The sequence below is a fragment of the Marinobacter sp. MBR-105 genome (genome assembly GCF_053628895.1).
Window position 1 is genome coordinate 1 of sequence record NZ_JBRJHG010000027.1, and the last position, 25,256, is coordinate 25,256.

The 25,256-nt window shown below is 58.3% G+C and carries 25 protein-coding genes; 17 read left to right on the forward strand and 8 right to left on the reverse strand.

Going from position 1 to position 25,256, the window contains the following annotated elements:
- On the forward strand, positions 1-513 hold a 513-nt coding region (locus tag ACSSVV_RS20140), incomplete at its 5' end, for a hypothetical protein (RefSeq protein ID WP_454106909.1).
- A gap of 12 nt (positions 514-525) precedes the next feature.
- On the opposite strand, the gene ACSSVV_RS20145 is transcribed toward ACSSVV_RS20140, so the two are convergent.
- Entirely contained in the window at positions 526-912 is a 387-nt protein-coding gene (locus tag ACSSVV_RS20145) for a thiol-disulfide oxidoreductase DCC family protein (RefSeq protein WP_023012153.1), read from the reverse strand.
- Positions 913-1,113: 201 nt separating this feature from the next.
- Here ACSSVV_RS20145 and ACSSVV_RS20150 point away from each other — a divergent pair, with 201 nt between their 5' ends.
- The 3 genes from ACSSVV_RS20150 (at position 1,114) to ACSSVV_RS20160 (ending at position 4,514) form a co-directional block, all read left to right on the forward strand.
- A complete protein-coding gene (locus ACSSVV_RS20150) occupies positions 1,114-2,214 on the forward strand; it encodes an AI-2E family transporter (RefSeq protein ID WP_011785614.1) in 1,101 nt (366 codons plus the stop codon).
- Positions 2,215-2,319: 105 nt separating this feature from the next.
- On the forward strand, positions 2,320-3,462 hold the full coding sequence (locus tag ACSSVV_RS20155; RefSeq protein WP_031211869.1) for a zinc-binding dehydrogenase: 1,143 nt from the start codon (positions 2,320-2,322) through the stop codon (positions 3,460-3,462).
- Positions 3,462-4,514, forward strand: coding sequence for a proline racemase family protein (locus ACSSVV_RS20160; protein ID WP_023012155.1), 1,053 nt, complete (start codon positions 3,462-3,464; stop codon positions 4,512-4,514). Before ACSSVV_RS20155 ends, ACSSVV_RS20160 begins: the two co-directional genes overlap by 1 nt.
- On the opposite strand, the gene ACSSVV_RS20165 is transcribed toward ACSSVV_RS20160, so the two are convergent.
- The 6 genes from ACSSVV_RS20165 to ACSSVV_RS20190 all read right to left on the reverse strand — a co-directional run bounded on the left by ACSSVV_RS20165 (position 4,501) and on the right by ACSSVV_RS20190 (position 10,249).
- A complete protein-coding gene (locus ACSSVV_RS20165) occupies positions 4,501-5,322 on the reverse strand; it encodes an ABC transporter permease subunit (protein WP_023012156.1) in 822 nt (273 codons plus the stop codon). The two genes, ACSSVV_RS20160 and ACSSVV_RS20165, sit on opposite strands and share 14 nt — an antisense overlap.
- Positions 5,315-6,244: an ABC transporter permease subunit gene (locus tag ACSSVV_RS20170; protein ID WP_023012157.1), complete on the reverse strand. Its 930-nt coding sequence runs from the start codon at positions 6,242-6,244 to the stop codon at positions 5,315-5,317. Before ACSSVV_RS20170 ends, ACSSVV_RS20165 begins: the two co-directional genes overlap by 8 nt.
- A 4-nt stretch (positions 6,245-6,248) precedes the next feature.
- Complete coding sequence (gene potA / locus ACSSVV_RS20175; protein WP_227499613.1) at positions 6,249-7,361, reverse strand: polyamine ABC transporter ATP-binding protein; 1,113 nt, start codon at positions 7,359-7,361, stop codon at positions 6,249-6,251.
- An 8-nt stretch (positions 7,362-7,369) separates the two neighbouring features.
- Entirely contained in the window at positions 7,370-8,476 is a 1,107-nt protein-coding gene (locus ACSSVV_RS20180; RefSeq protein ID WP_031211872.1) for a polyamine ABC transporter substrate-binding protein, read from the reverse strand.
- Between the two features lie 260 nt (positions 8,477-8,736).
- A complete protein-coding gene (locus tag ACSSVV_RS20185; protein WP_454106910.1) occupies positions 8,737-9,267 on the reverse strand; it encodes a hypothetical protein in 531 nt (176 codons plus the stop codon).
- Between the two features lie 79 nt (positions 9,268-9,346).
- Positions 9,347-10,249 (reverse strand): AraC family transcriptional regulator, encoded by a 903-nt coding sequence (locus ACSSVV_RS20190; RefSeq protein WP_014420861.1) that lies wholly within the window; start codon positions 10,247-10,249, stop codon positions 9,347-9,349.
- Between the two features lie 143 nt (positions 10,250-10,392).
- On the opposite strand from ACSSVV_RS20190, the gene ACSSVV_RS20195 reads away from it, so the two are divergent.
- The 12 genes from ACSSVV_RS20195 to ACSSVV_RS20250 all read left to right on the forward strand — a co-directional run bounded on the left by ACSSVV_RS20195 (position 10,393) and on the right by ACSSVV_RS20250 (position 23,061).
- The gene (locus ACSSVV_RS20195; RefSeq protein ID WP_014420862.1) at positions 10,393-11,886 is read left to right on the forward strand and encodes a CoA-acylating methylmalonate-semialdehyde dehydrogenase; all 1,494 of its coding nucleotides are present in this window, start codon (positions 10,393-10,395) and stop codon (positions 11,884-11,886) included.
- A gap of 98 nt (positions 11,887-11,984) precedes the next feature.
- Entirely contained in the window at positions 11,985-13,151 is a 1,167-nt protein-coding gene (locus ACSSVV_RS20200; RefSeq protein WP_454106911.1) for an acyl-CoA dehydrogenase family protein, read from the forward strand.
- Positions 13,152-13,179: 28 nt separating this feature from the next.
- Positions 13,180-13,959: an enoyl-CoA hydratase gene (locus ACSSVV_RS20205; RefSeq protein WP_153741622.1), complete on the forward strand. Its 780-nt coding sequence runs from the start codon at positions 13,180-13,182 to the stop codon at positions 13,957-13,959.
- Positions 13,960-13,971: 12 nt separating this feature from the next.
- Complete coding sequence (locus tag ACSSVV_RS20210) at positions 13,972-15,045, forward strand: enoyl-CoA hydratase/isomerase family protein (RefSeq protein WP_454106912.1); 1,074 nt, start codon at positions 13,972-13,974, stop codon at positions 15,043-15,045.
- A 47-nt stretch (positions 15,046-15,092) separates the two neighbouring features.
- Positions 15,093-15,980 (forward strand): 3-hydroxyisobutyrate dehydrogenase, encoded by an 888-nt coding sequence (gene mmsB, locus ACSSVV_RS20215; protein WP_454106913.1) that lies wholly within the window; start codon positions 15,093-15,095, stop codon positions 15,978-15,980.
- Between the two features lie 126 nt (positions 15,981-16,106).
- A complete protein-coding gene (locus ACSSVV_RS20220; RefSeq protein ID WP_113878807.1) occupies positions 16,107-17,756 on the forward strand; it encodes an AMP-binding protein in 1,650 nt (549 codons plus the stop codon).
- Positions 17,753-18,169: a PaaI family thioesterase gene (locus ACSSVV_RS20225; protein ID WP_014420869.1), complete on the forward strand. Its 417-nt coding sequence runs from the start codon at positions 17,753-17,755 to the stop codon at positions 18,167-18,169. The genes ACSSVV_RS20220 and ACSSVV_RS20225 overlap by 4 nt, the downstream gene beginning before the upstream one ends.
- An 88-nt stretch (positions 18,170-18,257) precedes the next feature.
- Entirely contained in the window at positions 18,258-19,064 is an 807-nt protein-coding gene (locus tag ACSSVV_RS20230) for an ABC transporter ATP-binding protein (RefSeq protein ID WP_023009368.1), read from the forward strand.
- The gene (locus tag ACSSVV_RS20235; protein WP_014420871.1) at positions 19,061-19,783 is read left to right on the forward strand and encodes an ABC transporter ATP-binding protein; all 723 of its coding nucleotides are present in this window, start codon (positions 19,061-19,063) and stop codon (positions 19,781-19,783) included. Before ACSSVV_RS20230 ends, ACSSVV_RS20235 begins: the two co-directional genes overlap by 4 nt.
- Before the next feature lie 72 nt (positions 19,784-19,855).
- Positions 19,856-21,064, forward strand: coding sequence for an ABC transporter substrate-binding protein (locus ACSSVV_RS20240; protein WP_454106914.1), 1,209 nt, complete (start codon positions 19,856-19,858; stop codon positions 21,062-21,064).
- 111 nt (positions 21,065-21,175) lie between these two features.
- Positions 21,176-22,063: a branched-chain amino acid ABC transporter permease gene (locus ACSSVV_RS20245; RefSeq protein WP_014420873.1), complete on the forward strand. Its 888-nt coding sequence runs from the start codon at positions 21,176-21,178 to the stop codon at positions 22,061-22,063.
- A gap of 2 nt (positions 22,064-22,065) precedes the next feature.
- Complete coding sequence (locus ACSSVV_RS20250) at positions 22,066-23,061, forward strand: branched-chain amino acid ABC transporter permease (RefSeq protein WP_454106915.1); 996 nt, start codon at positions 22,066-22,068, stop codon at positions 23,059-23,061.
- A gap of 1 nt (position 23,062) precedes the next feature.
- Here ACSSVV_RS20250 and ACSSVV_RS20255 read toward each other — a convergent pair whose 3' ends face one another.
- Positions 23,063-23,785: an SGNH/GDSL hydrolase family protein gene (locus ACSSVV_RS20255; protein ID WP_454106916.1), complete on the reverse strand. Its 723-nt coding sequence runs from the start codon at positions 23,783-23,785 to the stop codon at positions 23,063-23,065.
- Positions 23,786-24,541: 756 nt separating this feature from the next.
- Here ACSSVV_RS20255 and ACSSVV_RS20260 point away from each other — a divergent pair.
- On the forward strand, positions 24,542-25,108 hold the full coding sequence (locus ACSSVV_RS20260; RefSeq protein ID WP_222197984.1) for a hypothetical protein: 567 nt from the start codon (positions 24,542-24,544) through the stop codon (positions 25,106-25,108).
- Positions 25,109-25,256 lie beyond the last annotated feature (148 nt).

A 25,256-nucleotide genomic window follows, 5' to 3' on the forward strand; every position in this document is an offset into this window, starting at 1 on the left:
GCAGCTTTGCCGTGGAATCAGTGGCAGCTTTCGCGTGGAATGGGTGGCAGGCTTCGTCTGGAATCAGTGGCAACCTTGGTCTGGAATACGCATTATGAGCCTTCGGCCCCGGAGAGCGCCAGAATCAACAGTTTCTTCTCCCTGTGGGGGCTGCCCATGATTCTTGGAGGTATGGGGCTCGTGTTTGGCGCCATTGGCGGCGGGATGCTGTTGTTTGGTTGGAAGAAGAGCCGCTCACAGGCTTACCTGAAAGATCACGGCACCGAGGTGCTCGCAACATTTTCGTCGGTTGAGCAAAACACCAGTCTGACCGTGAACGGTCGTAACCCGTTCCGCATTGTCTGCCAGTGGCAGCACCCGCAAACCGGTGAGCTTCACGTATTCCGAAGCGATAACCTGTGGTTCGATCCGAGCAATCATATTCAACAGGAAACAGTGCCCGTGCTGGTCGATGAGGCCAATCTCAAGCGCTATTGGGTGGATACCTCATTCCTGCCCAAGCTGGCCAGCTAGCAGTCTTTTGCCTCAGGTTCCCGGTGGGCACGAGTTTTCGTGGCCCATCGCACAAATGTATTTACGCTCATACCGTTTGTCGGCCCAGGTTTCATAAATCCGCCTGGCAATCGGGTGAATCACCGGCCATAGCAGTGGCTTGAACAACCAGCCAAAACGGGTGTGGGACCAGGCTCGCACATTGGCGTGCAATCCCGTTACCCACTCCCCGCCCCAGCTCATCAGATGCAATCGACGAAGCAGTTGCTCCCGGGAAGGGAGTTGCTGGTTGCACGGGTTTTGTTCGTGAATATCCGCAAAGATCAGGTTGCCGGTCTGCAGTCTTCGCAGGGTGCGTATCTCACGCGCGCACAGGGGGCAGGAGCCATCGTAGAAAAGGGTATCGTAGCGCGGTGCCATGGGTTCTCCGCTGTCAGCTAGTTATTCTGGAGGTATACGGTGTGCTGTGCGTGGATGGTTCAGTTTCCTCAAATGCACTTGGTAATTGTTTGATAATGCGGGTGCTTCCTGTAAACGCTACACTGTGTTGATCATCGCCAGATTGTTGCGCTGGCGAAACTCCTGTGCCCTGAGCGGCACTCCGACAAGGTATAACGGCCCATGGATGACCAGAAGACAGAATCCCCGCAAACGAATGGCACAGGTTCGCGATCGTTCGCGGATCTCTCCACGCCAATCTACGGGTTGTTCATCCTTGGCATTCTTTACACCCTGTATATTGCTCATCAGATTGTTCTCCCGATCATCCTGGCGGTACTGACCAGCCTGTTACTGGCGCCTCTGGTCAAAAAGGCTTACTTGCGCTGGCGCATACCGCGTGTGGTATCCGCATTGGTTCTGGTGCTGGCGGTCCTCGCCGGAATTCTGGGGCTGGGTGCCGCGGTCGCCACGCCAGCTCTGGAGTGGGCCCAGAAAGCACCGGAGGGGCTGTCTCGCCTGTTGGTGGGGGAAAGTGAGATCATGCGCCAGATCGACAAGGTCAGTCAGTCTGCCGAGCAGGTCGAAAAATCGGTTGAGGAGCTTTCCAAAGATCAGGGCACCAAACCCACCACGGTGGTTCTGCAAACCGACTCCTGGCGCAGTCAGTTGATGTCCAAGGCTCGGAACGGCATTGCCGGGCTGGCGCTGGCACTGGCATTAACCTATTTCCTTTTGGTCAGTGGCGACCGGTTGATTCGCAACTTCGTCAAGCAGTTGCCCCGGTCCCAGCGCAAGACAGTGCTGAGGATCACCCACGATTCCCAGCATCAGATTGCGCAGTATCTGGCGGTGCTGGGGTTGTCCAACACGTCTGTTGGCGTGTTGACCGGCCTGATCTGTTGGGCCATCGGCCTGCCAGACCCGGCCGTCTGGGGCCTGATTGCAGGCCTTGCGCGGTTTATTCCGTACCTTGGTAACATGCTTACCATCACCCTGTTGGCCATAGTCTCCGCCATTTCCCTGGACGTGCTCTGGATGATGGTGCTTGCTCCGATCAGCTTCATTGTGCTCACCACGATTGTCGGATTTTTCCTTGAGCCCTGGATTCATGGTTTCCGGATGGCGATCAACCCCGTGATCATCTTTGTTTCGATCTTCTTCTGGGGCTGGTTGTGGGGGCCAGTGGGGGTTCTCCTTGCTGTGCCCTTGATGACGGTTATCCAGGTGGTCCTCAAGCAGATTCCGCGGTTAAGGCCGGTTTATCGGGTAATCGCTCGGTAAACCGTTTGAGTCTAATGGATATCCGTAACAGGCCCTGACACACCCGGTGATCTTTCCTATTCTGTCTGAGTAGTTTATTCACCAGAACAGGAGGGTCTGTTGCCGATGATCCCATCCTCAATGAAGGCGATGGTTCTGAAAGGCCATGGCGGAATTGATCAGCTCATGTATCAGGATGTACCGGTACCTCAGCCGAGGGAAGGCGAGGTGCTGGTTCAGGTAACTGCCACCGCCAAGAACAACACAGACCGCAAAGCCCGTGAGGGGCTATACCCCACTAAAAAAGGGGAAATGACGTCGTTCCAGATGGGCGGCAAACCTACGCTCACCTTCCCGCGCATTCAGGGGGCCGATATTGTCGGTCGTATTGTTGCTGTGGGCGCGGGTGTCAGTGAACAGCGTATCGGCGAACGCGGCTTGTTGGACTTCAACATCTATGCGGACAACCGCACAGACATCAATCTCACGCCGGATTATTACGGGCATGGCGCAGATGGCGGATACGCCGAGTACGTCGCTTTACCGTCCGATCAGTTCCATCACATTCCCAATCCGGACCTGGCCGACGCCGAGCTCGCTTCCATGGGTATGTGTTCTTATCAGACCGCCTACCACATGCTCACCTCCGCCAATATTCAGGCTGGTGAACGCGTGCTGGTTACCGGTGCCAGCGGTGGCGTGGGTACGGCACTGATTCAGCTCTGCCGGATTATCGGTGCCATTCCCTACGCTCTGAGTCAGAAGGACAAGGCTGATCCATTGCTGAAGCTTGGCGCCGAGGCCGTTCTCGACAGAACCGACATGGATAGCTTTGTCGATCGAGTGAAGGCGGAAACCGGAGGCAAGCCTCTGGACGCGGTCATGGATCTGGTGGGCGGCGACATGACGGACCGTTTCATCGACGCCATGATTTTTGACATGAATGCCCGGAGCACCTATCCGAGGCTGAGTATTGCCGGGGCCAGTGGCGGCAACATCAGCGAAATTCTCTGGACCCGCATCTATCTGTACCAGGTGCAGATTTTCGGTGTGTCCCATGGTACCCGGGAAGAGGCAGAGCAGCTGATGAGATGGATCCGGAGTGGTGATTTGAAGCCTGTGTTGCACGGTGCTTTCCGACTGTCTGAGTTGCACCGCGCGGAGGAGTACTTCATGAACCGTGGCAGCAATTACCTGGGAAAAATCGTGATTGTGCCCGATGCCCAGTGGCAGGAGCACGGGCAACCCTACGAGGTGGAGGCGGACTGATGAAACCGGAACTGACCATTCAGTTGATGGACACCCACGCCGGGGGTGATGTCAGCCGCATCGTTACCGGTGGCATAGACTTGTTGCCCGGGGACACCGTGCGGGCGCAGATGGAGTACCTTCGGGACGATGCTGACGGCTTGCGCAAACTCCTGCTGGAGGAGCCCTATGGTATTCCCGAAATGTCCGTGGATTTGCTGGTCCCCGCCACCGATCCCAGGGCGGCGGCTGGATACATTATTATGGAGGTGATGGGATATCCCATCTATTCGGGTTCCAACACCATATGTACGGCGACGGCGGTCCTCGAGGCGGGCATAGTGCCAAAGCAGGAGGGCAAACAACATTTCATGCTGGAATCGCCGGCGGGTCTCGTGAACATTGAGGCTATTGTTCATGACGGCGTGGTAGAAGCGGTCACCTGCGAGGGCTTGCCGAGCTACATCCACACCTATAATGCCAGTATTAACGTGCCGGGCATTGGCGAGGTTGGCTACAGTGTGGCCTATAGTGGCGGGTTCTATGCCCTGGTGGATGCAAAATCACTGGGCTTTGACCTGACCCTTGATGAGGAACGGGAGTTGGCCCGCACCGCGCATGCCATTGTCGAGGCCATTCAGGCTGCCCGTGGATTCTCCCACTACACCCTGGGTGATGTCGGGCCCCTGCCATTTCTGCACTTTATGGGGCCGGAAGAAAAAGTGGCCGATGGTTATTACCGCTCACGATCGGCCACCTACGTCCACCCCGGCGTGATCTGTCGCAGCACCACTGGCACCGGCACCTCGGCCAGGCTTGCGTTGATGAACTACGAAGGCCGAATCCAGCCGGGCGATAAACTGGAAACCGTTTCCCTTCGCGATACCGGGTTCATCGGTGAATTCACCACGGTAGAAACCGAGGGCGAGTATCAGGTGGTCAAGAACAGTATCACTGGCAGGGGTTATGTGATTGCCCGTTCCGACATTGTAGTCAACTGTGACGACCCGATGGTGGAGTGTGATGGATTGCATCACATACTATCGAGTCGCCACAAATCTAGCGTGGTCTGAGTCTTCGTTTCTCTGCTCGCCGCATCCAGAGCCAGGCGATAAATGCAATCACAGACACCGCCGCAATAATCAGCGTGGCCAGTGCGTTGATCTCCGGCGATACCCCCATCCGTACCGACGAGAACACCACCATCGGTAGCGTGGTGGCGCCGGGGCCGGAGACGAAACTGGCAATCACCAGATCATCCAGCGACAGGGTAAACGCCAGCAACCACCCCGAAACCAGCGCCGGCGCAATCACCGGCAGGGTAATCACAAAGAACGTCTTCAGCGGCGTGCAGCCCAGATCCATGGCGGCTTCCTCAATGGAACGATCCACTTCTCTCAGGCGCGCACTCACCACCACAGCCACGTAGGCGCTGCAGAAGGTGGTATGGGCAATCCAGATGGTGGCCATGCCACGATCCATCGGCCAGCCGATCAGTTGGGCCATTTGCACAAACAGCAGCAACAATGACAGGCCGGTGATCACCTCTGGCATTACCAGAGGGGCGGTGATCATGCTGGACAGCAACGTGCGCCCGCGCATCTTCTTGAACCGGGTGATCACGAACGCGCACAGGGTGCCCAAACACACCGCCATGCTGGCGGAATAGAAGGCAATGCGCAGGCTCATCCACACCGCCGACAGGATCTGTTCGTTGGCGAGCAGGGCGCCGTACCATTTGGTGGAGAACCCGGCCCATACCGATACCAACCGTGAGGCGTTGAACGAGTATACGATCAGCACCACCATGGGCAGATACAGGAACAGCATGCCCAGCATCAGCATGGTCTTCGAGAAACCGGGGGCTTTTAACCTAACCATTCTTTTCCATCTCCCGGGCCTGGAAGCGGTGGAACAACACAATGGGTACCAGCAGCAGCGCCAGCATCACGATTGCCAGCGCAGAGGCCACCGGCCAGTCTCGGTTGTTGAAGAACTCTTCCCAGAGCACCTTTCCGATCATCAGGGTATCCGGACCACCCAGCAGTTCCGGAATCACGAATTCGCCCACGGCTGGAATGAACACCAGCATGGAGCCGGCCAGGATTCCGGCCCTGGACAACGGCAGGGTAACGGACCAGAAGGTGGTCAGGCTGCGGCAGCCCAGATCCGACGCCGCTTCCAGCAGGCGTATGTCCAGCTTCACCAGATTGGTGTAGATGGGCAGGATCATGAACGGCAGGTAGGCATAGACGATCCCCAGAATCACCGCGAAGTTGGTGTTCAGCATTTTCAGCGGCGATTCGATGACGCCCAGCCACAGCAGGAAGCTGTTGAGCAGGCCCTGGTTACCGAGTATGCCCATCCAGGCATAAACCCGAATCAGGAAAGAGGTCCAGGACGGCAGCATCACCATCAGCAGGAACACCAGTTGCCAGTGCTTCGGCGCGCGGGCCATGGCATAGGCCATGGGGTAGCCGATCAGCAGGCAGAACAAGGTGGCCAGAAACGCGGTTTTCACCGAGCCCCAATAGGCGGCAATGTAGAGGCTGTCGGAAGCCAGGAACAGGTAATTGCCAAAGTTCACCACCACCGACAGGGTATTCTCCACCCATCGGAACACCGGCTCGTAGGGCGGAATGGCCATTACCGCCGAAGTCAGGCTGATCTTCAGCACCAGCGCAAACGGCAGCAGGAAGAACAGCAGTAACCAGGCGAAAGGCACACCGAAGACGACCCGTCGGTGAAATACCACCGCCCGCACCCGCTCCGCCAGAGGGGTTGCCAGAAGCTTCTTGGTCATGGCGTCAGTTCCAGAGCAGGATAGGGCTGGAGGCTTCCCAGGATACATAGACCCGGTCGCCCCAGGTGGGCCGCTCACCACGGCGTTCCACATTGGCCATGGTGGCCTGCACCCGTTTGCCGCTGGCGAGCTTCACGTAGTAAGACGTGATGTCACCCAGGTAAGCAATGTTGTCCACCGTGCCGCAGCTCCAGTTGCTATCGCCTTCGGGCTTCTCGGTCGTCAGGTAGATCTTCTCCGGGCGCAGGGCGATCAGGGTTTCCGTGGTTTCCGCCGGCGTGGTTACACCCCGGTCAATAAACACCGGTGCGTCCAGCAGCTCGCTGGCCAAAGACAGGCTGTCGGAATTGTCTTCCAGGATGTTCGCCTCGAAGATATTCACCGAGCCGATAAACTCAGCCGTCATGCGGCTGTTCGGGCTTTCGTAGATATCAATGGGCGAACCCACCTGAGCGATCCGGCCGTGGGACATAATGGCTATCCGGCTGGCCATGGTCATGGCTTCTTCCTGGTCGTGGGTGACCATCAGGCAGGTCACGCCCACCTTCTCCAGAATATCCACCAGTTCCAGCTGCATTTCGGTGCGCAGTTTTTTGTCGAGCGCGCCCATGGGCTCGTCCAGCAGTAGCAGTTTGGGCCGTTTCGCCAACGAGCGGGCCAGGGCCACACGCTGTTGCTGGCCGCCGGAAAGCTGTTGCGGCTTGCGTTTGGCGTAGGGCTCCATTTTCACCAGCTTGAGCATGGCGGCCACTCGGTCGGTGATTTCGTTCTTCGGCAGCTTGTCCTGTTTCAGACCCATAGCAATGTTCTGCTCCACGGTCATGTGCGGGAACAGGGCATAGGACTGGAACATCATGTTGGTGGGTCGCAGGTACGGGGGCAGGGCCGTGATGTCCTGACCATCCAGCACAATGCGGCCGGAATCCGGGGTCTCGAAGCCCGCGAGCATGCGCAGGAGGGTGGATTTGCCAGAGCCGGAGCCACCCAGAAGAGCAAAGATCTCGCCCTTGTGGATGTCCAGGCTGACGTCGTCTACCGCCAGGGTGCTGTCAAAGCTCTTGGAGATGCCCTTGATGCTGAGAAGTACCTCCGCTTGCGCGGAGGTATTGTTGGTCACGGCCACCGTCAGCGACCGGATTTCACGCTGGTCCAGGTGCGGGTCATCAGACGCTGGGCGTCCTGAGGCCGACCTTCCATGATGTACAGCTTCTTCATCACCTCATCGGTGGGATAGATGCTGGTGTCGTTACGGATTTCTGCCTCCACAAACTCATCGGCCGCCTTGTTCGGGTTGGCGTACCACACGTAGTTGGTGACATCGGCGATGATGTCCGGGCGCATCAGGAAGTTCATCAGCTTGTGGGCGTTCTCCACATTCGGCGCGCCGGCCGGAATGGTCATCATGTCAAACCACAGCACCGCGCCCTCTTTGGGAATGGTGTAGCGGATGACGTTGCCGTTCTCGGCTTCTTCCGCGCGGGCAGCGGCCTGCAGGATGTCGCCGGAGTAGCCGGCGGCTACGCACAGGTCGCCGTTAGCCAGATCGCCAATGTAACGGGAAGAGTGGAAATAGGTGATGTTCGGGCGCACAGCCTTGATCACTTCACCGCCTTTTTTGATGTCGTCGGCGTTGTTGCTGTTCGGGTCCAGGCCGATGTAGGCCATGGCGGCACGCACCATTTCTTCACCGGAATCCAGCATGGCAATGCCACAGCCGCCGGCGGCCAGCTTGCCGGTCACTTCCGGGTCAAACACCAGAGCCCAGGAGTCGGTCGGTGCGGTGTCACCCAGAATCTCCTGAATGCGGCCTTCGTTGTAGCCATAACCGTTGGTGCCCCACAGGTACGGCAGGGAGAACTGGCTGCCCGGGTCGACCTTTTCCAGCTGGGTCATCAGGTCCTGGTTCAGGTTGGTCATGTTCGGCAGTTGGCCATGGTCCAGCGCGACAAAGGCTTTGGCAGAAATCTGCTTGGCCACGTAGTGGTTGGACGGCACAACCAGGTCGTAGCCCGAACGGCCAGACAACAGGGCGGCTTCCAGCACTTCGTTGCTGTCGTAAACGTCGTAAACAACTTTGATGCCGGTTTCCGCGGTGAACTTCGCCAGGGTGTCCTCGGCGATGTAGTCAGACCAGTTGTAGACACGCACTTCTCCGGCTGCAAAAACCGAAGAGGCACCCAGAGACATAGCAACAGCGGCGGCAAGCGCCTGTGGCTTACACAACTTCAACATTGGATGGTGTCCCTCACTGAAAAGGGATGGATACAAAGCGTGCAGGACGCACGCGGTGTTGTGCAGGTCTGCTGAGGGTGGCCGGAGGTGGCAGGTGTTTTTGAAAACACCGGGGTGCCGCCTATTGACTCCTTTGAGGCTTATCCTGGAAACGGTGGTGGGGAATCCGACCGTATTCGCGCGATATTTATCACGAGAATACGGTATGCGCTACAAATTTTTTCGGGGCGACGGTCGGTGCTTGTGCTTACCCCGGACTATTACTTGTCGGAAGGTGAACGGCTTGATGGCCCTACAAACAGATAGAGCGACTGACGGCTGCCATCCTCTACCCGATGTAACGATACCGATGGCGCTGTCGGGTCATTCGTTTGAAGAGCAACGGCTTCACCGGCTGGCTTGCCGTCGCGCTCCCGGGGTTTTGTTTCTCGCGTCCAGTCGGGGCCAAGGCACTGGGCTAAAAGATTGGAGGCTTCGTTAAACCGGGCCTCTGCAACAGGCTGGTTGGGTGCGCCCACCGTGCAGGTGTATGCGGCATCGCCGTTGCCCCATTCCCAGATCTCGCAATGGCCCTTAATCAATTGCTCTTTTGCCCGGTAGAGGGTGACCATGCTGTAACTGGAACCACTACCCCGGTACCTCTCAAAACCGGTTGAGTAATCTTTGACGATGGCTTGTAACGTAGCGCAGGGATTGTCTGTTCCGCTGGTGACGGGCCCGAAACTGCTGCAGCCAGACAGCAAAGCCAGCGAGGCAGCCAGTGCCAGCATGGGGCGACGGTTCGTGGTCATCGATCATTCCTTGGTCGGGGAAAGTGCCAGAACCCTATTTGAGCCCAACCATCAATGGGATGCAATGCCGGCGCATGAATCAGTGCCGCGCTGTGTGGCGGTAATCCGTGGGCGACTTCCCCATCACTTTTTTGAACAGCCGTGAGAAGTAATAGGCATCGTCATAGCCCAGTTGCCGGCTGATGTCGGCGAAGCTCTGGCTGGTGGTATCCAGCAACTCACAGGCCCGTTCCACTTTGAGATGCAGGAAGTGCTGGATTGGCGAGGTGCCGGTCTGTTCCCGATACCGGGTGGCGAAGTGAGCCGGCGACAGGCCGGAAAGCTCGGCCAGCTGATTCAGGGTCAGGCGTTCCTCCAGATGCTCCCGCATGAAGCTGTGCAAGGAGTCCAGCTCGGCCTGCCGGGCCTGGCTGGTTTCGTCGGCGTTGATGGGCACGGCGGCCAGCAACTGTCGTAGCCGATTGCTGGCGTGGATCAACCCACGGGCCCGGAAGCCCGTCTGCCGTACCGACAACAGGCCGTTGAAATCCACCAGTAACCGGGGCTGTCTGCCCAGGTGCCGGATGCGGGTGCTGTCATCAAAGCCCATGTACTGACCGAAGTCTTCGGCCAGGGGGCCGGTATAGTGAACCCAGTGAATGGTCCAGGGGTTGTCCGGGTCGGCGGTGTACCGATGGCTGGCGCCGGCCGGCAGTAGCAGGAGGTCGCCGGCCTCGACTGTGTGGGGCACGCCGGCGACGTTCAGAAAGGCCTTGCCGTCCGTGCAATAGATCAAAAGATTATCACGGTGGTGTTCCCTATGCATGTGATGCCCGGCCGCTCTCCGATAATGCCCGAAGGCAAGTGGATACAGCTCCCGGGTGAGCGGATGTGCCGCCAAAAGCCGCACAATAGGCTCTGGCACCACATAGCGAACACTGTCGGCTGGCACGGGCCACTGTGAGGTTTGAGTGGCCGGTTTCTTGGCTGCGATCTCATTCATCGAAAAATAATCCATTATGGGCGAAATTTAGTCAATCACCAAGCGTAAATCCGCGTGCTAGTCTTTCTTCAAATCATCGTCGGATCTGCCTTGTTATCGGTAGGCCGGCTCATCCCGGATAACAACAAACAGGGAACATCATCATGAAAAAAGTACCTCAGTTTATTGCAGGGGAATTCGTTCAGAGCCAGACCCAGAACTGGATCGACGTGACCAACCCCGCCACCAACGAAGTGATTGCCCAGGTGCCCTGCGCCACTGCCGACGAGATGCGTCAGGCGATTGATAACGCCAGTGAAGTGTTCAAGAGCTGGAAGGAAACCCCGGTTTCTGAGCGAGCACGGGTGATGCTGCGTTATCAGGCGCTGCTTAAAGAACATCACGACGAAATCGCCGAGATCCTGTCCCAGGAAACCGGCAAGACTTTTGACGACGCCAAAGGCGATGTCTGGCGCGGCATTGAAGTGGTGGAACACGCCGCCAACGTAGCTTCCCTGATGATGGGCGAGACCGTTGAGAACGTGGCCCGCGAGGTAGATACCCATTCCTGGATCCAGCCTCTGGGGGTGTGTGCCGGCATTACGCCGTTCAACTTCCCGGCCATGATCCCGCTGTGGATGTTCCCCATGGCCATTGCCTGCGGCAACACCTTTATCCTGAAACCGTCCGAGCAGGACCCGCTTACACCAACCCGCCTGGCCGAGCTGTTTGAGCAGGCAGGCGCACCCAAGGGTGTACTGCAGGTGGTTCACGGGGCCAAAGAGCAGGTTGATACCCTGCTGACTGATCCGGCCATCAAGGCCGTATCCTTTGTCGGTTCGGTTCCGGTCGGGCAGTACATCTACGAAACCGGTACCCGCAACATGAAGCGGGTGCAGAGCTTCGCCGGCGCCAAGAACCACATGGTGATCATGCCGGATGCGGACAAGCAACAAGTGATCAACGCCCTGGTAGGCGCTTCTGTAGGTGCCGCAGGCCAACGCTGTATGGCGATCTCGGTGGCGGTCTTCGTGGGCGCTGCCCAGGAGTGGATTCCGGAGCTGAAAGAGGCCATGGCGAAAGTGCGCCCCGGCGCCTGGAACGATTCCGGTGCCAGCTATGGCCCGGTGATCAGTGCCAAGGCCAAAGACCGCATCGAATCGCTGATCGCCACCGGTGAAGCCCAGGGCGCCAAACTGCTGCTGGACGGCCGTGGCTGCACCGTTGACGGGTTGCCGGAAGGTAACTGGGTAGGGCCAACCCTGTTCAGTGAAGTCACGCCGGACATGGATATCTACAACGAAGAGATCTTTGGCCCGGTGCTGTCCTGCGTCAATGTTGACAGCCTTGGTGATGCCATCGAGCTGATCAACGCCAGCCCCTACGGCAACGGAACTTCCATCTTTACCAGTCATGGCGGCGCGGCGCGTCGGTTCCAGCACGAGATTGATGTGGGCCAGGTGGGTGTGAACATTCCCATTCCGGTGCCCCTGCCGTTCTTCTCGTTCACCGGCTGGAAGGGCTCGTTCTACGGTGATCAGCACGCTTACGGCAAACAGGCGGTGCGCTTCTACACGGAGACGAAAACGGTGACCTCCCGCTGGTTCTCCAGTGAGGCGACCTCATCCGAGGCCAACTTCTCCATCCAGCTTCGTTAATCTCGTTGTCGGTGAGGTTATTGGGCCGGTTCCCCCACCGGCCCCTTTTTCCGCTTCTTCAGTGGAAGCCCCGACCGTAACAACCAAGGAGCCTGACGATGGATTTTAATCTCACTGAAGACCAGCAGGCGTTTCGGGATGCTGCCCGAGCCTTCGCTGAAAAATCTATGGCGCCCCATGCCGCCCAGTGGGACGCCGAGCATATTTTTCCGGTCGATGTCATGAAAGAAGCCGGAGCCATGGGTTTTATGGGCATGTACACGCCCGAATCCCTGGGTGGTATGGGCTTGTCTCGCCTGGATACCTCGGTGATTGTGGAAGAGTTGGCGGCAGCGTGCCCGTCCACCGCCGCCTTCATCACCATCCACAACATGGCCACCTGGATGGTGGCGAGTTTCGCCTCTGATGATCTTCGCCAGGAAATTGTCCCCTGGCTGGCCAGTGGTGAATGGCTGGCTTCGTACTGCCTGACGGAACCCGGTGCCGGCTCCGACGCCGCCAGTCTCCGCACCCGCGCGGTTCGGGATGGCGACAGCTATGTGATCAATGGCAGCAAAATGTTCATCTCCGGCGCGGGCGCAACCGATATTCTGGTTCTGATGGCGCGCACCGGAGACGCCGACAGCGGCTCGAAGGGCATCTCTACCTTCGTGATACCAGCGGATGCCGACGGTGTCTCCTACGGCAAGAATGAGGAAAAGATGGGATGGCATAGCCAGCCCACGCGCCTGGTTACCCTGGAAGACGTTCGCGTGCCTGCCAGCAATCGGGTGGGTAATGAAGGCGATGGCTTTGCCATTGCGATGAAGGGGCTGGACGGCGGCCGCCTGAATATCGCCACCTGTTCCCTGGGTGGTGCCCAGGCGGCTTTGCTCCGGGCCCGGAATTATATGCACGAGCGCCAGCAGTTTGGTAAGCCGCTGGCGGCCTTCCAGGCGCTGCAGTTCAAGCTGGCGGACATGGTTACCAACCTGGTGGCTGCCCGGCAGATGGTACGTTTGGGTGCGTTCAAACTCGACAGTGGCGACCCGGAGGCTACGCTGCATTGTGCCATGGCCAAACGATTCGCCACCGACGCCTGCTTTGAGGTGGCCAACGAAGCCCTGCAACTGCATGGCGGCTACGGTTACATCCGGGAATACCCGCTTGAGCGTTACCTCCGGGATTTGCGGGTACACCAGATTCTGGAAGGCACCAACGAAATCATGCGCCTGATCATTGCCCGCCGGCTGCTGGACGACGGCGTTGCCGAAGCGATCCAGTAACCGGCCACGGACTATAGAGGAATATGTGATGAGTGAACTGATTCAACTGGAAAAACGCGGCCACATTGCGGTATTGACCATCGCCAATCCGCCGGCCAACACCTGGACGGCCGATTCCCTCGCCGCGCTGAAGGCGACCGTGGAAGAGCTCAACGACGACCGGAACATCTTCGCGCTGGTGGTGACTGGCCAGGGGGAAAAGTTCTTTTCCGCCGGTGCTGACCTGAAAACCTTCGCCGACGGCGACCGGGCTCGCGCCAACGACATGGCGCAACGATTCGGTGAAGCGTTCGCAGCGCTGACGGCGTTCCGTGGCGTATCGATTGCCGCCGTAAACGGTTATGCCATGGGTGGTGGCCTGGAATGTGCCATGGCCTGTGATATCCGGATTGCAGAAGAGCATGCCCAGATGGCTCTGCCGGAGGCCAGCGTTGGCCTGCTGCCCTGTGCCGGCGGCACCCAGAATCTGCCCTGGCTGGTGGGTGAGGGTTGGGCCAAACGCATGATTCTGTGTGGTGAGCGGGTAACCGCCGCCAAGGCCCTGGAAATCGGATTGGTGGAAGAAGTGGTGCCCACCGGCAACGGCTTGGAAGCCGCCCTGAAACTGGCGGAAGGTGCCTGTAAGCAGAGCCCTTCGTCCATCGCCCGCTGCAAGCAGTTGGTGATGAGCGCCCGCGACGGTCGCAGCCACAGCGACGGCTGGCGCATGGAGCGTGAATTGTTCGTGGAGCTGTTCCATACCGAAGACCAGAAAGAAGGCGTGAATGCGTTTCTTGAGAAGCGTAAGCCCGACTGGAAAAACCGATAACCCGGATTCGCTATGAGTGATCAACCAATCGTATTTGAAGAATGGAAAACCGCTGATGGTGAGCTGATTGCCGTGGCACGGCTGAACACGCCGCGCAATCTCAACTCACTGTCGATGGATATGATCAGCCTGCTCAAGCCCCAGCTCAGCCGCTGGGCCGAGGATCCCAAGGTTCAGGCTGTCTGGCTGGAAGCCGAGGGCGACAAAGCCTTCTGCGCTGGCGGCGATATCGTCTCGCTGTACCGGGCCATGACCGAGCCGGGCAAGCTGGCGGAGGGCGAGCGCTTCTTTAACGAGGAATATGAGCTGGATTACCAGATCCACACCTACCCGAAGCCCATCGTTTGCTGGGGCAACGGCATCGTGATGGGTGGCGGTATTGGTCTGATGGTGGGTGCTTCTCACCGGGTGGTGACCGAGCACTCGAAGCTCGCCATGCCGGAAGTCAGCATCGGCCTGTACCCGGATATCGGTGCCGGCTGGTTCCTGAACCGCATGCCCATGCGCACGGGCCTGTTTCTGGGACTGACCGGTGCCCGCATGAACGGCGCCGATGCGCTGTTCGTGAACATGGCCGACCGGTTTATCTCCCATGGCCTGAAAGACCAGGTTGTGGATGCCCTGAAAGCGGCGGATTGGCAACGAGCGGATGCGCAGGCGGTGGTGAGCGCAGTGCTGCGGCAGTTTGAACAGCAGAGCCGTGAAGCCTTACCCGCGTCTCCTGTACGTGAGCATTTTGAAGACATCCAGCAGGCCACCGATGCCGATTCTCTGGAGCAGGTGGTGGCGCAACTGGACGAGCTGGGGGCTCGGGAAGATTGGCTCGGCAAATCGGTGAAGGGGGTGAAGGCCGCGTCTCCGACCTCCCTGGCCCTGATGTGGCAACACTACCACCGCAGCCGCCTGCACAGCCTGAAAGAGGTGCTCGACAACGAGTTGGTGATGTCCCACAACAGCCTGAAGAAAGGTGAATTTGCCGAGGGCATACGGGCATTGCTGATCGACAAGGATATGCAGCCCCGCTGGCGCTATGCCTCACTCAGTGAAGTGGACAGCGCCTGGGTGAACGGATTTTTCAGCCAGTAGTCTGCCTTTGCGCAGCGATGACCCGTACAACAACAAGGAGAAGCAACATGGCCAAGATTACCTTTATCGGCCTGGGCAACATGGGTGCGCCGATGGCGGCCAACCTGCTCAAGGCCGGCCACGACGTTACCGTGTTCGATTTGTCCAAGCCAGCAGTTGAGGCCCTGGTGGCCGAAGGTGCCCGCACGGCGGATTCCGGCAAAGCCGCCGCCGAGGGCGCAGAATGCGTGATCACCATGCTGCCGGCCGGCAAGCATGTGGAGGCGGTCTACCTGGGTGACGATGGCCTGCTGGCTGCATTGCCAGCCGGCACGCTGGTGATCGATTCTTCCACGATTGCCCCGGAAACGGCCCGCAACGTCGCCGAACAGGCGGCTGAGCGAAAGCTTGCGTTTATCGATGCCCCGGTATCCGGAGGTGTGGGTGGTGCCAAAGCCGGCACGCTCACTTTCATCTGTGGCGGCGACGCGAGTACCTTCGAGAAAGCCAAGCCGATTCTGGAAGGCATGGGTAAGAATATCTTCCACGCCGGCCCCCATGGTGCCGGGCAGGTGGCCAAGATCTGCAACAACATGCTTTTGGCGATCCTGATGGCCGGCACCAGCGAAGCCCTGGCCCTGGGTGACAAAAATGGCCTGGACCCTGCCGTACTCTCGGAGATCATGAAACAGAGCTCTGGCGGTAACTGGGCACTGAATGTCTATAACCCCTGGCCGGGGGTGATGGAGGGTGTGCCAGCCTCCCGCGATTATCAGGGCGGTTTCCTGGTGAACCTGATGGCGAAGGATCTGGGCCTGGCGTTCGACAACGCGGTGACCAACCAGGCGTCGATTCCCATGGGCTCCCTGGCCCGAAACCTGTTCCAGCTGCATGCCGGGCAGGGCAACGGAGAGCTGGATTTCTCCAGCATTCTGCGGCTGTACAAACCGGAGTAAGCAGGGGAGGGCGATGGCAGGTCGCCCTTTCTTTTTAGCCTAAAGTTTACCTTTACGTAAAGTGAAGGCTATGCTAAACCTGACTAAATCTTGTGCAACCAACAACGACAACAAATGGAGTGTACGATGAGCCTACCGCACTACAACGAGGTGTATGACAACTTTGATGCGGCCGCACTGGAAGCGGAAATTCTGGACGGGCGCCTGGACAGTGGCCTGAACGTCTGCCACGAAATCTGTGATAAATGGGCTTCCGACCCGCAAAAGGTTGCGCTGTTTTACGAGAAAGTGGGTGGTGGTGATGGCGTGCTTACCTTCGCAGAGCTGAAAGCAGCCTCGGCCCGCTTTGCCAACTACCTGAAGTCTCATGGTGTCAAAAAGGGTGACCGGGTAGCCGGCCTGCTGCCGCGGGGCCCGGAACTCCTGATCGTGATTGCTGGCACCTTGCGCCTGGGTGCGGTTTACCAGCCGCTGTTTACCGCGTTTGGCTCCGGGGCCATTGAATACCGCCTGGAAAAAGCCGGCACCAAACTGGTGGTCACCGATCCTGACAACTATCCCAAGCTCAATGACGTCAACAACTGCCCGCCGGTGTTGTGCGTGAACGCCGCCGCCACGGGCGAGGACGTTGCAGACTTCCAGCAGGTACTGGACCAGCAGTCAGACCAGTGTGAGCCGGTGATGATCACCGGCAGCGATCCGTTCCTGCAGATGTTCACCTCCGGTACTGTCGGCAAAGCGAAAGGCGTGGCGGTGCCCGCCAAAGCCCTGTTGGCCTTCTATGTGTACATGAAGTACGCCATTGAACTGCGCGACGACGATGTGTTCTGGAATGTGGCTGACCCCGGCTGGGCCTATGGTCTGTACTACGCCGTTACGGGCCCGCTGTTGATGGGCCACGCCACGCATTTCAACCCCAACCCGTTCACCCCTGAATCCACCTACGACATGATCCGCAAGTACAAGATCACCAACCTGGCGGCGGCGCCCACGGCGTATCGGCTGTTGAAGGCCAACGATCAGGTCTTGCCGGAAGGGGAGAATCTGGGGTTGCGGGTGTGCAGCAGTGCGGGTGAACCACTGAACCCGGAAGTGGTGAACTGGATTGCCCGCCGGCACTTCTGCCCGGTCAAGGATCATTATGGCCAGACAGAAACCGGTATGACCTGCTGCAACTTCCATGGCCTGGAGCACACCATTCGCCAGGGTTCCATGGGGTACTCATCGCCCGGGCATCGGGTGGTGGCGCTGAACGAGAAAAACGAAGAGGTGGGGGCCGGCGAGATTGGCCAGTTGGCGGTGGATATCAAAGCCTCGCCACTGTTCCATTTCGATGGTTACACCTGGGGTGAGAAAGACCCGTTCGTGAACGGCTACTACCTGACCGGTGACATGGTGATCTGCCATGGCGATGGCGGCTATTCTTTCAGTGGCCGGGACGATGACATCATCACCACCGCAGGCTACCGCGTGGGGCCGGCCGATGTCGAAAGTACCTTGCTGGAACACGCCGCTGTTGCCGAATCCGGTGTCGTGGCCAAGCCCGATGAAAAGCGCGGCTCGATCATCAAAGCCTATGTTGTGATCAAAGCTGGCCAGGAGCCGGTGGACGACCAGGCGCTCAAGGAGGAGTTGCAGGAACTGGTTCGCCGTCGTCTGTCCACTCACGCCTATCCGCGTGAGATCGAATTCGTGGATGAACTGCCGAAAACGCCCAGTGGCAAGATCCAGCGCTTCGTGCTGCGCAACCGGGCCCAGGATGAGGTGCCGGCATGAAAGTGACCTTCGAGGAGCTGAAAGACTTCCTCGAGGTTCAGTTCCCCCAGGGGGCCGCATACGGCTCCCTGGAGGCACTGGGTGACGGCTGGGCGGAAATGACCCTGGCCGTGGAGGATGATCACCTGCGCCCGGGCGGGACCGTATCCGGGCCAGCGATGATGGCGCTGGCGGATGTCACCATGTACGCAGCCTTGCTCAGCCGGATTGGCCTGGTGCCGTTGGCGGTGACGACGAACCTGAATATCAACTTCCTTCGCAAGCCCGTGGCACATGCGCCGATACGGGCACGGGCGACCCTGTTGAAGGTGGGGCGCACCATGGGCGTGGGCGAGGTTTTCGTCTATTCCGATGGCATGGAAGACCCGGTGGCACACTCCACCATGACCTATTCCATACCGCCCGAGAAATAACAAAATTAGTTCTTGACGTTTACGTGCACGTAAATCTAATCTGTGTGCTAGTTGCGAAATACAACAATAACAAAAGGTGAAGTGGCTCATGAGTGAACAGTACGTTCTCGAGACCCGTAACCTGGTCAAGGAATTCAAGGGGTTTGTTGCCGTTAACGACGTCAACCTCCAGATCCGTCAGGGGGATATCCACGCCCTGATCGGCCCCAACGGTGCCGGCAAGACCACCGTATTCAACCTGTTGACCAAGTTCCTGATTCCCACCCGCGGGCAGATTCTGTATCGCGGCGAAGACATCACTCCCCTGAAATCCGCCGCCATTGCCCGTAAAGGCATTGTTCGCTCCTTCCAGATCTCTGCCGTGTTTCCCCACATGACCGCGCTGGAAAACATTCGCGTGGCCCTGCAAACCGCAGAGGGCTCCTCCTACAGCTTCTGGAAATCCGGCAACTCCCTGCACAAGCTCAACGAGCGCTGCATGGAGCTGTTGGAGTCTGTTGGCCTGGCCGAGTTCGCCAATACCACCACGGTAGAGCTGGCGTATGGCCGCAAACGGGCGCTGGAGCTGGCCACCACCCTGGCCATGGAACCCCAGTTGTTGCTGCTGGACGAACCCACCCAGGGCATGGGCTCGGAAGACGTTGACCGCGTTGTGGAACTGGTGCGCAAGGCCGCACAGGGCCGGACGGTACTGATGGTGGAGCACAACCTGAGCGTGGTCAGCAAACTGTGTGACCGCATCACCGTACTCGCCCAGGGTGCAGTCTTGACGGAAGGCGATTACCAGACGGTCTCCGCCGACCCGCGTGTGCGCGAGGTGTATATGGGCAGTGATGGCAGTGGCGAGCGGGGGTTACAGGCCGCCGCCAGCGAAAATGTGGAGGCGGCCCAATGAGCAAGAATCCGGACCGCGAATACGAGCAGCTGCGCATTTCCGGCCTGCACGCATTCTATGGCGAATCCCACATTCTGCACGGCATCGACATGGTGGTTCAGCGGGGCGAACTGGTCACACTGCTCGGCCGAAATGGCGCCGGGCGCAGCACCACGCTGAAAGCCATCATGAACATGGTGGGCCGGCGCACGGGCTCCATCATGATCAACGGCGAAGAAACCATGCAGTGCGCGCCTCATCATATTGCCAGGTTGGGTGTCGGGTATTGCCCCGAGCATCGGGGCATTTTTTCCTCCCTCAGTGTGCAGGAAAACCTCACCCTGCCGCCGGTGGTGCGCAGCGGTGGCATGAGCCTGGAAGAAATCTACACCATGTTCCCCAACCTCTATGAACGCCGCTTCAGCCAGGGCACCAAGCTTTCCGGGGGCGAGCAACAGATGCTGGCCATGGCCCGCATTCTGCGCACCGGCGCCAACATGCTGTTGCTGGATGAAATCACCGAAGGCCTGGCCCCGGTGATCGTGGAGAAACTGGGGGAAGTCCTGATAGCCCTGAAGAACAAGGGCCTGACCATTGTTCTGGTGGAGCAGAATTTCCACTTTGCCGCGCCGTTGGCCGACCGACATTACGTGGTGGAGCACGGCCAGATTGTGGAAGAAATCAGCGCCAACGAACTGAGTGCCAAACAGTCGGTGCTGGATGGCTATTTGGGGGTCTGACCCCGGATAGAACGAGAGTAATAAGAGCAACAACAACCCGAACCAACGCAAGACAGTAGCGGAGAAACAACAATGACAATGATGAAAAAGCTTCTGACCTCAGCCGTTGCATCAGCTCTGATGGCCAGTGGTGCCCAGGCGGCAATCTCGGACAACACCGTAAAAATTGGCTATCTGGCCGATATGTCCGGTACCTATCGAGACCTGGCCGGCCCCAATGGCCTGACTGCCCTGGAAATGGCGATCAAGGATTTTGGCGGCACCGTCAATGGTGCCAAGATTGAAGTGGTAAGTGCTGACGACCGCAACAGCCCGGACACCTCCTCCAGTACCGTTCGCCGCTGGGTGGAAAACGACAAGGTGGATCTGGTGGCCGGTATGGTGGCTTCCTCGGTGTCCATCGCCGTGAGCAAGATCCTGGAAGAGAACGACCGGCTGGGCATCATTTCCGGTTCGGCGGCTTCCAGCATCACCAACGAACACTGCACACCCAACCACATTCACTATGTATACGACACCTATCCGCTGGCCAATGGTACGGCCAGTGCTGTAGTGAAGGAAGGCGGCAAGACCTGGTATCTGCTGACCGCCGACTACGCCTTCGGCCACGCCCTGGAAGCCGACGTTACCCGCGTGGTTGAGGCCAACGGCGGCGAGATCGTGGGCACCGTGCGCCATCCGTTCCCGACCCAGGATTTCTCTTCCTTCATCCTCCAGGCCCAGGCCTCGGGAGCGGATGTCGTCGGCCTGGCGAATGCCGGTGCAGACACCACCAACGCCATTACCACCGCCAGTGAGTTTGGGGTAACGCAGGCAGGCCAGACGCTGGCGGCTTTGCTGCTGTTCCTTACCGATGTCCACGCCCTCGGTGCGGAAACCGCGCAAGGCATCCAGCTGACGACCGGCTGGTACTGGGACATGAACGACGAAACCCGCGAGTGGTCTGATCGCTTCACGAAAGAAACCGGCGTACGCCCGACCATGGTTCATGCCGGCATTTACTCCAGCACCATGCAATACCTGAATGCGGTGGCTGCCACCGGCTCGGATGATGCCCAGACCGTGCGCAAGCAGATGATGGATACACCCATCAACGACATGTTTGCCAAGAACGGCAAAATCCGGGTAGACGGCCGTATGGTGCATGACATGTACCTGGCGGAAGTGAAAACCCCGGCGGAGTCCAAGAATGAATGGGATCTGTACAAGATCCTGCGGACGATTCCGGCGGATGAAGCCTACCGTCCGCTCTCTGAGAGCAAGTGCAAGCTGGTGAACTAAGCAACGGGGAATTACCCGGTGCCCGGTCTCTAAGCGCGACCGGCGCCGGGTACCCGCCCGGACGAACACCCCAACAAAAACAACGTCTGCGCTGCTTGTGGAGTTAGCAACATGACCATGATTTTCGGCGTCCCCCTTGCTGTGCTGTCTGGCCAGCTGCTGATCGGGATTATCAACGGCGCCTTCTACGCCCTGTTAAGCCTTGGCCTCGCGGTTATCTTCGGTCTGCTGAAGATCATCAACTTTGCCCATGGCGCCATGTACATGCTCGGTGCCCTGGTCACCGTGGTTCTGTTTGACCTGCTGGGCGTCAATTACTGGGTCGCGCTCTTCGTCGCTCCCGTACTGGTTGGCGCTTTTGGTATGCTCATCGAATACTTCCTGCTCCGGCGCATTGCCGGCCAGGATCATATCTACAGCCTGCTGCTCACCTTCGGGGTGGCCCTGATCATCCAGGGCGTGCTCACCAATATCTACGGCGTGTCCGGGCTTCGATATTCCATGCCGGACATGTTCAAAGGCGGCATCAACCTTGGCTTCATGTTCCTGCCGTACTACCGGGCCTGGGTGATCGTGGTGGCCCTGCTGGTGTGTTTTGGCACCTGGTTCATCATCGAGAAAACCAAACTGGGCTCCTACCTCCGGGCGGGCACAGAAGACTCACAGCTCATGCAGGGCTTCGGCATTAACGTCCCCTTGCTGGTGAGCCTGACCTACGGATTCGGCGTCATGCTGGCGGCTTTCGCCGGTGTGCTGGCGGCCCCCATTTATTCGGTAACTCCGGTGATGGGGTCCAACATTCTCATCGTGGTCTTTGCGGTGGTGGTGATTGGGGGCATGGGCTCCATTGGCGGGGCCATAATCACGGGCATCCTGATGGGCGTGATCGAAGGCCTCACCAAAACGTTTTACCCGCCGGCGTCTTCGGCCGTTATCTTTCTGGTGATGGTCCTGGTGCTGATGATCCGACCCACCGGCCTGTTCGGTAAGGAGGCATAATCATGAACCAGCCTGTTAATCCTGCCGATATCCACAAAGCCATTGTCGAGCAGCAAAAGATCCAGGACCGCAAGAAACTGATGGTGAACGGCGTGCTGCTGCTGTTGCTGCTGGCCGCGCCCTTCGTGATGTACCCGGTCTTCCTGATGAAGATCCTGTGTTTTGCCTTGTTTGCGGTGGCCTTTAACCTGCTGTTCGGCTTTACCGGTTTGCTGTCCTTCGGCCATGCCGCCTTCCTGGCTACCGGGGGTTACACCACGGGGTACCTGCTCAGCAATTTCTCCGGCCTGACCACCGAGATGGGCATTATTGCCGGTACCGCCACGGCCACCTTGTTGGGGCTGGCCTTTGCGTTATTGTCGATCCGCCGGCAAGGCATCTACTTTGCCATGGTGACCCTGGCGCTGGCACAGCTGGTGTTCTTCTTCTTTGTGCAGTCGGAATTCACCGGCGGCGAAGACGGCATGCACGGCATCCCCCGGGGCGAGCTGTTTGGTCTGATTAACCTCGAAGACAACCTCAATATGTACTACTTCGTGCTGGTGGTGTTTATCGCCTGTTACCTGCTGGTGCAGCGCATTGTCAGCAGCCCGTACGGGCAGATCCTGAAAGCCATCAAGCAGAACGAACCGCGGGCGGTCTCGCTGGGTTACAACGTGGACCGCTACAAGGTCCTGGCCTTTGTGATCTCCGCGGCGCTGGCGGGCCTGGCCGGCTCCATGAAATCTGTGGTGTTCCAGTTGGCGTCTCTCAATGATGCCCACTGGCATATGTCGGGCGAGGTCATCCTGATGACCCTGGTGGGCGGCATGGGTACGCTGCTTGGACCGGTGGTGGGCGCCACCTTTGTGGTGAACATTGAATACCAGCTGTCCCAGGGGCCCCTGCGCGACTGGGTAGACCCGATCCTCGGCGGCATCTTTGTGTTGACGGTACTGGCCTTCCGCAGCGGGATTGTGGGCGAGCTGCAGAAATTCATGCGCAAGAACCTGGGATGAGTTACGGGGGCGGCAGCCCCCAGTCCTGTTCGGCCAACGCCTGCGCGATAGCGCGGTAGCCCTTGTCGCTCGGGTGGTAGCCGTCCCGGGCGAGCAGGGCAGGGTCTGACACCGTGGGGTAACCCAGATACCGGAAATCGTCCGGGTTCCTTGCCGCAAGCACCTGATACACCCTGTCCAACTGCCGCGCCCGCCATCCCATAACCTGGCGCAGGGGTGCCGGCAAGGCCGAGAATTTGTCCATGGGCGGCACGCTGAGCAACGTAATCGGCGCCTGATACCGGGTTGCCAGGGTTTCGCGGAGCTGAATCAGTTGCCGGCGAAACCGGAACCGTGGAGTGAAACCGGTAGTGTCGTTTACCCCCATGCTCAGTAATACCGCATCTGCCGGTGGCAAGTCGGCGGTGCCCAGCGCATCAAGCAGCGCACCCAGCCGAATACCATTCACCCCGAAGGTAGACCAGCCAATACAGAGTCCGGTGCGTTGATGTAACTGCAACGCCAACTGGCTTGCCAGACCCTGGGCGTGGCTTTCAACCCCCACGCCCGCCGCAGTGGACTCGCCCAGCACCAGCAACCGAAAAACGGGCTCTCCCTCGCCGTACTGGCCTACGTGATCCCCAGTGGCCTCTGGCAGCCGTGGTGTCACCCGCCGGGTGTGCTTGCCCTGATAGAGCAACACGGGAAACAGCAAAGCCGTAGTCAGCCAGAAAGGCGCGTGCATAAAGGAGTCTCTTTTAGCGAGGGTAAAGCCCAAGTATTGCAGGATTCCCCCATGCCAAACCAGCCAGACACAACATTAAGCCCGGAGTTATACGAACGCGTTCGCAAAACTCCGGGAAGGTACCGGGAAATGTTGCTAACCTTCTGATAAGTTTGAAAAGGAATATCGGGGCGTGCGGAGTTATACGCCCCCAATCTGGAGCAGGGGTGGCTCGAACGCGGGCGTATAACTCCGGCGGTAGCCGTGGTGGATTCAGGTAATTTGCTGATTTTATTGGTGAAGCTGGGGTTTGTTAGGGCCGAGATTTTTGGAGTTATACGAATGTGTGTTATACGAACGCGTTCGTATAATTAGCTGTTAAATTCGAGGGAGCCTATGCAAGACACTGGTTCGGGGTTTGTCAGCACGCTGGAGTCGCTTGCCCAGGCTTTCGTTGTTGCTTCAGTGTTGTGGATACTTTTTCTGATTGTGGCTTGGCCCTTCATTACAGTATCGAGACTTGTTTTCTATGTGGCTTCCCTTGGAGCTATCAAACCGACGTATAGACAATCCCTAGAGCACCAGGGGATCGTTGGTTTGGCATTTCTGATTTTTATGCTACTTCTTTTCTACGTGCACATCGTTTACGGGGCAAGGCTCTATGGGAATCAGTCAGAGTGAATTTAACCAGTCAATTAAGTTCGTTCCGGCCTACGGCCTCCACCGGACGCCCTAGACGGGCGCCGCTTATCATTGGCGTTAGCGAGCAAAGGACATATGCAATTTCTACCTACCTACCTCATCAGCGTTCTTCTCTTAGTTTCCCCGGTAGCGCTCTCTGCGGCAGAAAACCTAGACGAGCGTTTATTCTCTGAGCTGCGGCTAATCAATCAGTCCATGAGTAAGTTGGCTTCGGAAAACGAGGCGTTTATCGAAGAGCTGGACAGGAGGGAGCGTTGCTCTGGAGCCACGTCAACGGAAGCGTCCTGCAGAGAGGAATCATTGCAGCATTTGACCAATTTGGACGAAAGCAATCGGAAAACAGAAGAGCATGTGAAAAATATGATTGAAGGGTACGCCAGGATCTACGGCTTGTTGCGCGTAGCACACATGCAATGTGATCTGAAAAGCATCAATTTTGATGCGGTGCCGGCATCTCTGAGAGCACAATCCCAATCAATCAAACTAGACCCAGACGCTGTTGTCCTGAAGTACATTGAGGCATCTGAAGACGCGTTGGAGGAAGATCTTGATGAGCTTGATTGTGAGGAAATCGAGTCGTTTACAGCTACGATTCGACAGATATCTATTGCGGCGCGTCGGGCTCAGGGAAGAATGCGCTAACAAGTGGGTGAAGCTGACCGGTACTACGCTGCGCTCCGCACCGGCAGCTTACCCAAGCGTTAATTGCCAAGGAGAGGTATGGCTATCAGCTTTCAGGTGAATCACCCTATCACCACGGACCAGTTCATCGGTTTGTTGGAGAGCTCTA